Raw genomic sequence first — 12,911 nt, 5'->3', positions numbered from 1 at the left:
GTGAATGTTTTTAAAGGAGGTATACCGTGAACATCATTGCCATTATGGGGCCGCACGGCGTCTTTTATAAAGACGAACCCATCAAGGAGCTGGAGCAGGCGTTAGCTTCACGTGGTTATCAACTCATCTGGCCGCAGAACAGTGCCGATCTGTTGAAATTCATCGAACATAATCCGCGTATCTGCGGCGTCATTTTCGACTGGGACGAGTACGATCTGGAGCTGTGCAGCGATATTAATCGACTCAATGAATACCTGCCGCTGTATGCCTTTATCAATACCCATTCCACGATGGATGTCAGCGCGCACGATATGCGCATGGCGCTGTGGTTTTTCGAGTATTCACTGGGTGTAGCGGACGACATTGCGACCCGCATTCAGCAATATACCGGCGAGTATCTGGATAACATCACGCCGCCGTTTACCCGCGCGCTTTTCACCTACGTCAAAGAGGGGAAATATACCTTCTGTACGCCGGGCCATATGGCGGGCACCGCCTATCAAAAAAGTCCGGTGGGGTGCCTGTTTTATGATTTCTTTGGTGGGAATACGTTAAAAGCGGATGTGTCGATCTCGGTCACCGAGCTCGGATCGCTGCTGGATCATACCGGCCCGCATCTGGAGGCAGAGGAGTACATTGCGCGCACCTTTGGGGCGGAGCAGAGCTACATGGTCACCAACGGTACCTCGACATCGAACAAGATTGTCGGCATGTATGCTGCTCCGGTCGGGAGTACGGTGCTGATTGACCGCAACTGCCACAAATCGCTGGCCCATCTGCTGATGATGAGCGACGTAATTCCGCTCTGGCTATCACCCACGCGTAACGCGTTGGGCATTCTCGGCGGGATCCCACGGCGTGAATTTTCTCATGCTGCCATCGAAGATAAAGTGGCCTCGGTTCCCGGGGCGAGTTGGCCGGTGCATGCGGTGATCACCAACTCCACCTACGACGGCCTGCTGTATAACACTAACTGGGTGAAACAAACGCTGGATGTTCCCTCCATTCATTTTGACTCAGCGTGGGTGCCTTACACCAATTTCCACCCGATTTATGCCGGGAAAAGCGGGATGAGCGGCGAGCGGGTACCGGGAAAAGTGTTCTTTGAAACCCAGTCTACGCACAAAATGCTGGCGGCCTTTTCGCAGGCCTCGCTGATCCACATTAAGGGTGACTACGATGAAGAGACCTTCAACGAAGCCTTTATGATGCATACCACCACTTCACCGAGCTATCCTCTGGTGGCCTCGATTGAAACCGCGGCGGCGATGCTGCGCGGTAATCCGGGTAAACGGCTGATCAATCGCTCGGTTGAACGGGCTCTGCATTTTCGTAAAGAGGTGCAGCGCCTCAAGGATGAAGCCGACGGCTGGTTCTTCGATATCTGGCAGCCGAACGATATCGAAGAAGCCGAGTGCTGGCCGGTGGCGCCGGGAGAGAGCTGGCATGGCTTTCGCGATGCCGATGCGGATCATATGTTCCTCGATCCGGTCAAAGTGACGATCCTGACGCCGGGCATGGACGAGCAGGGGGTGATGAGTGACGAGGGGATCCCGGCGGCGCTGGTGGCGAAATTCCTCGATGAACGCGGCGTGGTGGTAGAAAAAACTGGCCCTTACAATCTGCTATTTCTGTTCAGTATCGGCATCGATAAGACCCGGGCGATGGGTCTGCTGCGTGGGCTGATGGAGTTCAAGCGCGCGTACGATCTTAATTTACGGGTCAGGAATATGCTGCCGGATCTGTATGCCGAGGATCCTGATTATTACCGCAATATGCGCATCCAGGATTTGGCGCAAGGGATCCACCGCCTGATCCGCCAGCACGATCTGCCGCGCCTGATGTTGCAGGCCTTTGACGTCCTGCCGGAGATGAAGCTCACCCCGCACGAAGCCTGGCAGCGTCAGGTGCGGGGTGATGTCGAAACGGTGGAACTGGAAAATCTGGTGGGCAGGATCTCCGCTAATATGATCCTGCCTTACCCCCCGGGCGTACCGCTGTTGATGCCTGGAGAGATGATCACCGAACAGAGCCGGGCGGTGCTCGATTTTCTGTTGATGCTTTGCTCTATTGGCCGCCATTATCCAGGCTTCGAAACGGATATTCACGGCGCAAAACGCGACGAAAACGGCATCTACCGGGTAAGGGTCCTAAAAGCGCAGTGACCGCTTGCGCGCTAAGGGCTTTCAGATATACCGTTCAGGCACACTAAAAAGGAGAGGCTATGCTGGGTTTAAAGCAGGTTCACCATATTGCAATTATTGCGACCAACTACGCCGTCAGTAAGGCGTTCTACTGCGATACGCTGGGTTTTACTCTGCAGAGTGAGTTTTATCGCGAAGAGCGCGACTCCTGGAAGGGCGATCTGGCGCTGAACGGCCAGTATGTTATTGAGCTGTTTTCTTTCCCTTTCCCGCCGGCGCGCCCGTCCCGGCCGGAAGCCTGCGGTCTGCGTCACCTTGCCTTCAGCGTAGATGACATCGACGAGGCGGTGCTGCATCTTGAAGCGCATGGCGTAAAATGCGAAGCCATTCGCATCGATCCGTTTACCGATAAGCGCTTCACCTTTTTCAACGATCCGGATGGCCTGCCGCTGGAGCTGTATCAGCAGTAACGCTTGCCTCTCGTCGCAATGCCCGGTAATTTGCCGGGCATCTTCCTGCATAAACAATGACGATGACCACACCCGATCTTCATCACGCTATCGACCCGTACCGCCGTCTGCTGGTGGGGTTTAGCGGTGGGCTGGATTCCACCGTGCTGCTGCATCGCCTGATGCGTATGCGAGAACAGGAGCCAGGCCTCGAGCTGCGTGCTATTCATATTCATCACGGCCTGAGCCCGGACGCCAACAGTTGGGCCAGCCACTGCGAAACCCTCTGCCGCGAATGGAATATCCCCTTGATTGTGGTGCGGGTGACGCTGGCCGAAGAGGGGTTGGGCATTGAGGCGCAGGCGCGGAAAGCGCGCTATGCCGCTTTTCACGATGCGCTGTTACCTGACGAAGCGCTGGTTACGGCGCAGCATCTGGACGATCAGTGCGAAACCTTCCTGCTGGCGCTTAAACGCGGCAGCGGCCCGGCAGGACTGTCGGGCATGCCTGCGCGGGCACGTTTTGCTGGTACCGAACAGCTTCGCCCATTGCTCAGCGAGACGCGTGCATCGCTCCTGGACTGGGCGCAGTGTCAGGGATTGCGCTGGATTGAGGATGAAAGCAATCAGGATGATGGTTATGACCGCAATTTTCTGCGCCTGCGCGTGCTGCCGCTGCTGACCGCACGCTGGCCGCATTTTGCGCAAGCCACCACCCGCAGTGCCGAACTCTGCGCAGAGCAGGAACAGCTGTTGGATGAACTGCTGGCCGAGGAGCTGGCGTCATTACTCTCTGACGACGGGTCGCTGGCTATTGCACCGCTGCGGACAATGAGTGCCGTGCGTCGGGCGGCCATTCTTCGGCGCTGGATTGCTACGCATGGGGCACTGATGCCCTCGCGCGCGCTGCTGAACCGTCTCTGGGACGAAGTGGCGCTGGCCCGGGAAGATGCCGCCCCGCGCCTGCGTTCCGGTGAGGCTGAAATCAGACGTTTTCGCGATCGGCTGTGGTGGGTGAAATGCCAGCCATCGCTGGCCGACCGGGTTATTGCCTGGCAACACCCGCTCGAGCCGCTGATGTTACCGCAGGGGCTGGGAACACTGTCCCTCACGGCGGGTGGTAATCTGCGTCTGCCTCAGCCCGATGAGCCGGTCACGGTGCGTTTTCGTGCCAGCGGGACGTTGCACATCGTCGGGCGGAACGGTGGGCGTAAGATTAAAAAAATCTGGCAGGAGTTGAACGTTGCACCCTGGCTGCGCGATACCACGCCGCTGCTGTTTTACGGCGAGACGCTGGTGGCTGCGGCAGGGACGTTCGTGACTCTGGATGGCGTGGCTGAGACGGGGAAGGGCGTACAGCTGGAGTGGAAAGCGTAACGGGCAGCAGGGCCGCCCGTCACACACATCAGGACTCGCTCACCACGACGGTGCCGATTTCGGGATGACTGAAGCTGGCAATTTTATCGAGACGCAGTTCGCGCGTTGCGCCGCCGTCTTCCACCACCAGGTACTCCACGTTTTTACGGGAGACCAGATCGCTCGCCTTCGCCTTCAGAACCTCGCCATCTTTAAGTGCCAGCGCCAGGATATAATGGTGCTGGCAGGCAAGTTCGAGGTTGTCATAGTCATCACAATTGATGGGTTGATAGGTATCATTCATTGACATAATCGCTCACCAGTAAATTCGCAGCAGCATATGCCGCTTTTTCTCTGATCGACTCTGAAAGCGTATCATCCGATGCGACTTCATTCAGAACTTTCAATACACAGCCCAACGCATCAGGGATATACCCCAGATCGCCGCTGGCAATTTCCGCATACCGTTTGCGAATTAGCTCACAATAATTATTCACATCCCCTCCTGCCAGCGCACTGACTTTACTGTGAGATACCCTTAAGCCTACGAAGATAAACTCGGTTTAGCAAGGTGACTATACCATACTCATTTAAGCAATATCAGCAGCTTGATGTCGCAGACATTCGCGAGGCGATAACAGCCTTTTTATTGATATTTCGCTACAATGCGCACCTGATTCGAAAGGAGTTCTCTGATGGCGCTTAAAGCGACAATTTACAAAGCCACGGTCAATGTGGCGGATTTAGATCGCAACCAGTTTTTGGATGCGACTTTGACGCTGGCGCGTCACCCCTCTGAAACCCAGGAGCGCATGATGCTGCGCCTGCTGGCATGGATTAAGTATGCCAACGAGCGGCTGCAATTCACCCGTGGGCTGAGTGCGGAAGACGAACCGGAAGCCTGGCAGCTTAACGATCATCTGGGGATTGATCTCTGGATTGAGCTCGGCCTGCCGGATGAGCGGCGGATCAAGAAAGCCTGCACCCAGTCGGGTGAAGTGGCCTTGTTTGCCTATAACAGCCGCGCGGCGGAAATCTGGTGGCAACAGCACAAGAACAAATGCGCGCAGTTCTCCAATCTGTCGGTCTGGTATCTGGATGATGAACAGCTGGCTCAGCTGAGCGCATTTGCCGGGCGGACCATGATCCTGCAGGCAACGATCCAGGACGGCGCCATCTGGTTATCGGATGCTGAGAATAATCTGGAAATTCATCTTGAAGCCTGGCAGTCACGTTCATGATTGTCCTGTCCCGAACGGTCACCCTTCCTGATAGCGAGGTCGAGATTACAGCGATCCGTGCACAGGGCGCGGGCGGGCAGCATGTGAATAAAGCCTCAACGGCTATCCATCTGCGCTTTGACATTCGGGCATCCAGCCTGCCAGAGTATTATAAAGAACGTCTGCTGGTCGCCAGCCACCATCTCATCACCAGCGATGGGGTGATTATTATTAAGGCGCAGGAGTACCGCAGCCAGGAGATGAACCGTGAAGCGGCGCTTTCCCGGCTGGCGGCGGTAATACAAGAGTTAACGACGGTACAAAAAAGTCGTCGGGCAACCCGTCCGACACGTGCATCAAAAGAGCGTCGCCTGTCCTCGAAATCGCAGAAATCGACGGTGAAGTCGCTGCGTGGCAAAGTGCGCCGCCCACAGGATTAGTCGGGAATAGATAAGGAATTTAGGGTGAAAACAGCGATATTTTCAGTGATGGCAGCAGGTGCGCTGTTGGTCCTGATGGGATGCCATAACCGTACGGAAGTGCAGGCGCTGGCGTCAGGTCAGATGGAAGCGTTAAAGCCGATGCAGCAAAGCTGGCGCGGTGTATTGCCCTGTGCCGATTGTGAAGGGATTGAAACCTCGCTGTTTCTGGAAAAAGACGGTACCTGGGTAATGAACCAGCATTATCAGGGCGCAAAAGCCCCATCCTCTTTTGCCACTTATGGCAGCTGGGCGCGAACGGCTGATAAGCTGGTGCTGACGGCGACCGATGGCGAGAAACACTATTTCCGGGCTAAAGGCGCGGCGCTGGAGATGCTGGATCGGGAAGGTAATCCTATTGATTCGCAGCTGAACTACACGCTTGAACCAGTGACCGCTGCGCTGCCGTCCACGTCGATGGCGATGCGGGGGATGTATTTCTATATGGCGGATGCTGCGATATTCACCGACTGTATGACCGGTAAAAAGGTGAGCGTGACCAATAACGCTCAGCTGGAACGGGATTATGCGGCGGCGCGTGGCAGTGATAGCAAACCGGTGCTGTTGACGGTAAACGGCCATTTTACTCTGGAGCCGAATCCGGATAGCGGAGAAAGCGTTAAAACGCTGGTGCCAGACAGAGATGCTCGCTTTGAGCCCGGCAAAAACTGCGACAGCAAATAGCTGATATAAAAAACCCCGCATCAGCGGGGTTTTTTGCGGCTTATGCCTTGATGGCTTTCACCAGGTAATCAAGGATTTCGCTGGTTTTGATCATCTGCTTCTCGCCGTTGCGACGGTATTTGTACTCGATTTCTTCATTATCGAGATTACGGTCGCCAATAACGACGGTATGCGGAATACCGATCAGTTCCATATCAGCAAACATCACACCCGGACGCTCTTTACGGTCGTCCATCAGCACTTCGATACCCTGCGCACGCAGTTCGCTGTACAGCTTCTCTGCCAGCTCCTGCACGCGGTAGGACTTGTGCATGTTCATTGGCAGGATCGCCACATGGAACGGTGCAATGTTGTCCGGCCAGACGATCCCGCGCTCGTCATGGTTCTGCTCGATTGCCGCAGCTACGACGCGCGTAACCCCGATCCCGTAGCAACCCATGGTCAGTGTCTGGTTACGACCGTCTTCACCTTGTACCGCTGCGTTCAGCGCCTGGGAATACTTGGTGCCCAGCTGGAAGATGTGACCGACTTCGATGCCGCGTTTGATCTGCAGCACGCCCTGGCCATCCGGGCTTGGATCGCCTGCGACCACGTTACGGATATCGGCCACTTCTGGCGTCGCCGCGTCGCGATCCCAGTTAATGCCAAAGTAATGTTTACCGTCGATGTTCGCACCGGCAGAGAAATCGCTCATCGCGGCAACGGTACGGTCGATAACCACCGGAACAGGCAGATTAACCGGGCCGAGAGAGCCTGGGCCGGCATTCACTACCGCGCGGATGTCCGCTTCGGTCGCGAAGGTCAGCGGGCTGGCAACCTGCGGCAGTTTTTCTGCTTTCACTTCATTCAGCTCGTGATCGCCACGCACCAGCAGGGCAACCAGCGGGTAGCTGCTGCCTTCAACCGCTTTCACCAGCAGGGTTTTAACGGTTTTCTCAACCGGCAGATTGAACTGCTCAACCAGCTCGGCGATGGTTTTGGCGTTTGGCGTATCAACCAGGGTCATCTCCTGGGTAGCCGCTGCGCGTGGCGCTTTTGGTGCCAGCGCTTCGGCAAACTCGATGTTAGCCGCGTAGTCGGAGGTGTCGGAGAAGATCACATCGTCTTCGCCGCTCTGCGCCAGAACCTGGAATTCATGGGACGCGCTGCCGCCGATGGAGCCGGTGTCGGCCAGCACTGCACGGAAATCCAGACCCATGCGGGTGAAGATTTTGCTGTACGCGTCGTACATCTTGTCATAGGTCTCTTGCAGCGAGTCCTGTGAGGTATGGAAGGAGTATGAATCCTTCATCACAAATTCACGGGAACGCATGACGCCAAAACGAGGGCGTACTTCGTCGCGGAATTTAGTCTGGATCTGATAGAAGTTCAGCGGCAGCTGCTTGTAAGAGCTCAGCTCGTTACGAATCAGGTCGGTGATCACCTCTTCGTGAGTCGGGCCAAGGACAAACGGGCGCTCGCCACGGTCAACAAAGCGTAGCAATTCCGGGCCGTACTGCTCCCAGCGGCCACTCTCAACCCACAGGTCAGCAGGCTGAACCACAGGCATGGACACCTCAATGGCACCGGCGTTATCCATCTCTTCACGCACGATGTTTTCGACTTTTCTCAGGACGCGCAGGCCGGTCGGCAGCCAGGTATACAACCCGGAGGCCAGCTTGCGGATCATCCCGGCGCGCAGCATCAGCTGATGGCTGATGACTTCGGCGTCGGCAGGCGTCTCCTTCAGAGTGGAGAGCAGATATTGGCTAGTACGCATGTTGTTACGGTTCCATTTCGACGATTGGAACAGGCTGACAGGTCAGCCTGACACAAAAAAAGTGGTTTAGTTTACCAGTGTGGCCATGATGCCAAAAGAGAGGACAATAAAATTACTGCGCTTCCAGGGCAAACACTTCGAAGCCTGCCCCGGTGACGCGCCAGCGAACATTAAAATCCAGCAGCAGAACGGCGTAGGTTTTCCCGGCTTCTTCCTCTTTGCGGTAGGCCGGACGGGGATCTTGCGCCAGGACATCGACGATAAAATCCTGCAGGCGAGGGTAGCGCTTTTCCAGCAGCGCGAACTGTGCGGTCAGCGCATCGGTAAAGTACACCGGCATGTCCGCCTGCGGTGCCTGCTGGGCATAGCTTGCGCGGGCATCCGGTAAGGCTTCGGCAAAGGGCAGGTAAGGTTTGATATCCACCACCGGCGTGCCGTCGACCAGATCCAGGCTGCCAAGCTCAAGGATTACCTGATCTTTCTGACAGCGAATGCCTTTTAACTCGACCAGCGACATCCCGACCGGATTCGGCCGGAAGGTCGATCGCGTGGCAAAGACGCCCATTCTGGTGTTACCGCCCAAACGGGGCGGGCGCACGGTGGGACGCCAGCCACCTGCCATGGTCTGATGAAAGATAAACAGTACCCACAGGTGGCTAAACGCTTCCAGTCCGCGCACGGCATCGGCTTGATTATAAGGCGCTATCAGGTGAAGTTCGCCACCGCCGCTTTTCACCAGACCTGGCTGGCGCGGCACGGCAAACTTCTCTTTATAGGGAGAACGGATAACGCCTATCTGCTCGAACTGGAAAGCGCTCATTTCGCCGAGACGTTAAGGGCTGAACCTACGCAAACGGCCTGACGGTAGCAGCCTGGCGTACCGCTGGTCACTTCACAGCTGTGCAGCAGGACGGCGTTAGCCTTCATTTTAGAGGCATTCACCTGCATGCGTTTACGCGCAGTTGGGATATTCGGAGGAGAGTCCTGATTGCTGGCCTGGCAAGAATCGCCTGAGACTTCACCGAGGTCGCGGAAAGGTTTACCCACTAGCTCTTCGGCATTGGTATAGATTTTGACGGGCGCAGGGCGCGGCGCTTTCGGTTTCTCTGGCTCTGCTTTAGGCGGGGTTGCTGTGCTTTTAACAGGTTCAACAGGAGATCTGCTTAGCATGGAACAGCCGCTCAGCATCAGTGCTAAAAGACAGATCGGTAAAGCACGCATAGTAATTCCTCAGTGAATAATCAAATCGTCAGCTATTGAATCAGTTGCCTGCATAAATGACAAGACGGGCTAACGCCCGTCCTGAATGATATTACACAAAGGTCAGATTACCAGCCTTTAACTGCACCGCCGTTAAAGACTTTGTTCGCTTCCTGATAAACTTCATCAGACTGATACGCCTCAACGAATTTCTTCACGTTTTCGGCATCTTTATTGTCTTCACGGGTAACGATCAGGTTTACGTACGGGGAGTCTTTGTCTTCCACGAAGATACCGTCTTTCGCTGGGGTCAGGTTAATCTGGCTGGCGTAGGTCGTGTTGATAACCGCCAGTGCGATCTGTGCATCGTCCAGAGAACGCGGCAGTTGCGGCGCTTCCAGTTCAACAATTTTCAGATTTTTTGGGTTCTCGGTCACGTCCAGAACGGTAGGCAGCAGGCCAACACCGTCTTTCAGTTTGATCAGGCCCACTTTCTGCAGCAGCAGCAGGGAACGACCAAGGTTGGTTGGATCGTTCGGAACGGCAACCTGAGAACCGTCCTGCAGTTCATCGACGGATTTGATTTTTTTGGAGTAGCCCGCAATCGGATAGACGAAGGTGTTTCCTGCTGCGACCAGCTTGTAGCCGCGATCTTTGATCTGCTGATCCAGGTACGGTTTGTGCTGGAAGGCGTTGGCGTCGATATCGCCTTTGCTCAGCGCTTCGTTAGGCAGAACGTAATCGTTAAAGGTTACCAGCTCAACGTCGAGGCCATACTTCTCTTTGGCTACCTTCGCAGCCGTTTCTGCAACCTGCTGTTCCGCACCGACGATAACGCCCACTTTAATGTGGTTTGGATCTTTTTCGTCCTGACCGCAACCCACCAGAGCCAGAGAGCCGATCAGCGCGCCTAACGCTGCATAGGTCTTAAATTTAAACGCCATGTTTTTATCCTTAACTCGTTGAGTTTATATTGTGTAACGTTATTTATGCGTAACAGCCCGGACGATGCGATCGCCAGAGAATTGAATGAGGTAAACCAGCACGACCAGCAGCACCAGAACGGTATTCATGACGGTAGCATTGTAGCCAATATAGCCATACTGATAGCCGATCTGACCTAAACCACCTGCACCTACCGCACCGCCCATTGCAGAGTAACCCACCAGGGTAATCAGTGTAATGGTTGCCGCATTCACCAGACCCGGCAGGGCTTCTGGCAGTAAGACCTTACGTACAATCTGCATCGGCGTAGCACCCATTGCGCGTGAAGCCTCAATCAGACCCGTTGGGATCTCTAACAGCGCGTTCTCAACCATACGGGCAATAAAGGGCGCCGCACCCACGGTCAGAGGAACGATTGCTGCCTGCAGGCCAATAGACGTGCCCACAATAACGCGCGTAAACGGAATCATCCACACCAACAGAATAATGAAGGGGATGGAACGGAAGATGTTCACCAGCGCCGAGAGGGTGCGATAAAGTTTGGCGTTCTCAATAATTTGACCCGGGCGGGTGACATACAGCAGCACGCCTACCGGCAAACCAATCACAAAACCGAAAAAGCCGGATACAAAGGTCATCGCCAGCGTTTCCCATACGCCGCGCGCCAGCAACCACATCATTGGCTCAGACATAACCCAGTACCTCTACTTTTACATGATGTTCCTGCAGCCAGGCGATAGCGGCTTGCGTGTCCTGTTGCGTGCCATGCATTTCTGTCAGCATGATGCCGAACTTAACGCCGCCGGCGTAATCCATCTGCGCGCTAATAATGTTGTTGTTCACGTTGAAGCGACGGGCGGTTTCAGACAGCAGCGGCGCATCCACGGACTTACCGGTAAATTCCATGCGCAGCATCGGAACACTGTCGGCTTCCGGGGTGCTTTTTAAACGTGCCTGATAATCTTCCGGAATATCCAGATGCAGTGTGGCCTGGATAAACTGCTGCGCCAGCGGGGTTTTCGGGTGCGAGAACACTTCGCTGACGGTGTCTTGTTCAATCAGCTCACCGTTACTGATCACTGCCACACAGTCACAGATGCGTTTGACGACATCCATTTCATGGGTAATAAGGAGGATGGTCAGCCCCAGACGACGGTTAATGTCTTTCAACAGTTCCAGAATCGAACGGGTAGTGGCCGGATCCAGCGCGCTGGTGGCTTCATCGCACAGCAGGACTTTTGGATTGCTTGCCAGTGCGCGTGCAATCGCGACACGCTGTTTTTGCCCACCGGATAAGTTTGCCGGGTAGACATCATGCTTATCGCTCAGACCGACCAGCTCCAGCAGCTCTGTCACGCGACGTTTGATTTCGTCCTTTGGCGTGTTGTCCAGCTCCAGCGGTAAGGCAACATTGCCAAATACGGTGCGGGACGCCAGCAGGTTAAAGTGCTGGAAAATCATGCCAATCTGACGGCGGGCTTTGGTTAATTCGGTTTCGGAGAGCCTGGTCAGGTCCTGATCATCAACCTGGACGATGCCCTCGGTTGGACGTTCGAGCAGGTTAACGCAACGAATGAGTGTGCTTTTACCTGCACCTGAGGCGCCAATGACGCCATAAATCTGCCCAGCCGGAACATGCAGGCTAACGTTGTTCAACGCCTGAATGGTACGGTTCCCTTGCTGGAACACTTTGGTGATATTCGAAAGTTTAATCATTAGATTATTTTTATCGTTTGTAAGTGAGTCGTGGCATTTTCTGCTGCCTGATACGGGCGATGACCGTCAACAAAATGGATGTTAAGGCATCCAGACGTCTAAATCAATCCAACTCTGTGTGATGAGCACTTTATTGCGCAGTGATTCATGAGATACTACGAAGACACCCCTTTTCAGGAGCAAACCGGTGGCGAAATCAGTACCCGCAATTTTTCTCGATCGTGACGGCACGATTAATGTCGATCATGGTTACGTGCATGAGATAGATGAATTCGAATTCATTGATGGCGTAATAGAAGCCATGCGTGAATTAAAAGAGATGGGCTATGCGCTGGTGGTGGTGACCAATCAGTCGGGCATTGCACGCGGTAAATTCACCGAAGCGCAGTTTGAGACCCTGACTGAATGGATGGACTGGTCGCTGGCCGATCGTGGTGTCGACCTGGATGGTATCTATTATTGTCCGCATCACCCGCAGGGCACAGTTGAAGAGTATCGCCAGACGTGCGATTGCCGTAAACCGCATCCGGGCATGTTCATCTCTGCTCAGGAGTTTCTTGATATAGATATGAGCGCTTCCTATATGGTGGGCGACAAACTGGAAGACATGCAGGCAGCAGCTGCGGCAGGTATTGGGCATAAAGTTCTGGTGCGCACAGGTAAACCCGTCACGCCCGAAGCAGAAAACGCAGCTGATTGGGTGATTAATAGCCTGGCAGAGCTGCCGGCAACCCTTAAAAAGCAGTAAAAGCAGGCGTTATGGCGAAAAGATGAGCGGTTGAAATAAATTTGTCTTTTTCCGCTTGTCAGCGCCGGAGAACTCCCTATAATGCGCCTCCATCGACACGGCGGATGTGAATCACTTCACACAAACAGCCGGTTCGGTTGAAGAGAAAAGCGAAAATAAACGCTTGACTCTGAAAGAGGAAAGCGTAATATACGCCACCTCGCAACGGTGAG

Annotated in this window: 15 protein-coding genes; 7 read left to right on the top strand and 8 right to left on the bottom strand. The window is 54.7% G+C overall.

Annotated elements, in window-relative coordinates; translation table 11 throughout:
• Positions 1-26 precede the first annotated feature (26 nt).
• The 3 genes from ACRDD5_RS00325 (at position 27) to tilS (ending at position 3,969) form a co-directional block, all read left to right on the top strand.
• On the top strand, positions 27-2,165 hold the full coding sequence (locus ACRDD5_RS00325; RefSeq protein ID WP_271282366.1) for a lysine decarboxylase LdcC: 2,139 nt from the start codon (positions 27-29) through the stop codon (positions 2,163-2,165).
• A gap of 59 nt (positions 2,166-2,224) precedes the next feature.
• On the top strand, positions 2,225-2,614 hold the full coding sequence (locus ACRDD5_RS00320; RefSeq protein WP_438675554.1) for a VOC family protein: 390 nt from the start codon (positions 2,225-2,227) through the stop codon (positions 2,612-2,614).
• A 62-nt stretch (positions 2,615-2,676) separates the two neighbouring features.
• Complete coding sequence (tilS, locus tag ACRDD5_RS00315; protein WP_438675568.1) at positions 2,677-3,969, top strand: tRNA lysidine(34) synthetase TilS; 1,293 nt, start codon at positions 2,677-2,679, stop codon at positions 3,967-3,969.
• Between the two features lie 28 nt (positions 3,970-3,997).
• Here tilS and rof read toward each other — a convergent pair whose 3' ends face one another.
• Entirely contained in the window at positions 3,998-4,258 is a 261-nt protein-coding gene (gene rof / locus ACRDD5_RS00310) for a Rho-binding antiterminator (protein WP_271265919.1), read from the bottom strand.
• Positions 4,245-4,445 (bottom strand): YaeP family protein, encoded by a 201-nt coding sequence (locus ACRDD5_RS00305; protein ID WP_271282363.1) that lies wholly within the window; start codon positions 4,443-4,445, stop codon positions 4,245-4,247. The genes rof and ACRDD5_RS00305 overlap by 14 nt, the downstream gene beginning before the upstream one ends.
• A gap of 198 nt (positions 4,446-4,643) precedes the next feature.
• Between ACRDD5_RS00305 and ACRDD5_RS00300 the strand changes: the two genes are divergently transcribed.
• From ACRDD5_RS00300 to nlpE, 3 genes are read left to right on the top strand one after another with little or no spacing between them, the layout of a single operon-like run.
• The gene (locus ACRDD5_RS00300; protein ID WP_271282362.1) at positions 4,644-5,189 is read left to right on the top strand and encodes a YaeQ family protein; all 546 of its coding nucleotides are present in this window, start codon (positions 4,644-4,646) and stop codon (positions 5,187-5,189) included.
• Complete coding sequence (gene arfB, locus ACRDD5_RS00295; RefSeq protein WP_438675553.1) at positions 5,186-5,608, top strand: alternative ribosome rescue aminoacyl-tRNA hydrolase ArfB; 423 nt, start codon at positions 5,186-5,188, stop codon at positions 5,606-5,608. The genes ACRDD5_RS00300 and arfB overlap by 4 nt, the downstream gene beginning before the upstream one ends.
• A 24-nt stretch (positions 5,609-5,632) precedes the next feature.
• Entirely contained in the window at positions 5,633-6,331 is a 699-nt protein-coding gene (nlpE, locus tag ACRDD5_RS00290; RefSeq protein WP_438675552.1) for an envelope stress response activation lipoprotein NlpE, read from the top strand.
• A gap of 40 nt (positions 6,332-6,371) precedes the next feature.
• On the opposite strand, the gene proS is transcribed toward nlpE, so the two are convergent.
• From proS to metN, 6 genes are all read right to left on the bottom strand, one after another.
• A complete protein-coding gene (gene proS / locus ACRDD5_RS00285; RefSeq protein WP_438675551.1) occupies positions 6,372-8,090 on the bottom strand; it encodes a proline--tRNA ligase in 1,719 nt (572 codons plus the stop codon).
• A 112-nt stretch (positions 8,091-8,202) separates the two neighbouring features.
• On the bottom strand, positions 8,203-8,910 hold the full coding sequence (tsaA, locus tag ACRDD5_RS00280) for a tRNA (N6-threonylcarbamoyladenosine(37)-N6)-methyltransferase TrmO (protein WP_438675550.1): 708 nt from the start codon (positions 8,908-8,910) through the stop codon (positions 8,203-8,205).
• Positions 8,907-9,311, bottom strand: a complete 405-nt coding sequence (gene rcsF, locus ACRDD5_RS00275) for an Rcs stress response system protein RcsF (RefSeq protein WP_271265912.1) — start codon at positions 9,309-9,311, stop codon at positions 8,907-8,909. The genes tsaA and rcsF overlap by 4 nt, the downstream gene beginning before the upstream one ends.
• A 107-nt stretch (positions 9,312-9,418) precedes the next feature.
• Positions 9,419-10,234 carry a methionine ABC transporter substrate-binding lipoprotein MetQ gene (gene metQ / locus ACRDD5_RS00270; RefSeq protein WP_271282357.1) on the bottom strand — a complete coding sequence of 272 codons (816 nt, stop codon included), beginning with the start codon at positions 10,232-10,234 and terminating at the stop codon, positions 9,419-9,421.
• 39 nt (positions 10,235-10,273) lie between these two features.
• On the bottom strand, positions 10,274-10,927 hold the full coding sequence (locus ACRDD5_RS00265; protein WP_271282356.1) for a methionine ABC transporter permease MetI: 654 nt from the start codon (positions 10,925-10,927) through the stop codon (positions 10,274-10,276).
• Complete coding sequence (gene metN / locus ACRDD5_RS00260; RefSeq protein WP_438675549.1) at positions 10,920-11,951, bottom strand: methionine ABC transporter ATP-binding protein MetN; 1,032 nt, start codon at positions 11,949-11,951, stop codon at positions 10,920-10,922. The genes ACRDD5_RS00265 and metN overlap by 8 nt, the downstream gene beginning before the upstream one ends.
• A gap of 187 nt (positions 11,952-12,138) precedes the next feature.
• On the opposite strand from metN, the gene gmhB reads away from it, so the two are divergent.
• Positions 12,139-12,699: a D-glycero-beta-D-manno-heptose 1,7-bisphosphate 7-phosphatase gene (gene gmhB / locus ACRDD5_RS00255; RefSeq protein ID WP_271282354.1), complete on the top strand. Its 561-nt coding sequence runs from the start codon at positions 12,139-12,141 to the stop codon at positions 12,697-12,699.
• Positions 12,700-12,911 lie beyond the last annotated feature (212 nt).

The organism is Silvania sp. (assembly GCF_051656365.1).
GTDB classification, from domain to species: Bacteria; Pseudomonadota; Gammaproteobacteria; order Enterobacterales; family Enterobacteriaceae; genus Enterobacter; species Enterobacter hatchlandensis.
This window is presented reverse-complemented; position numbering and strand designations above follow the sequence as displayed.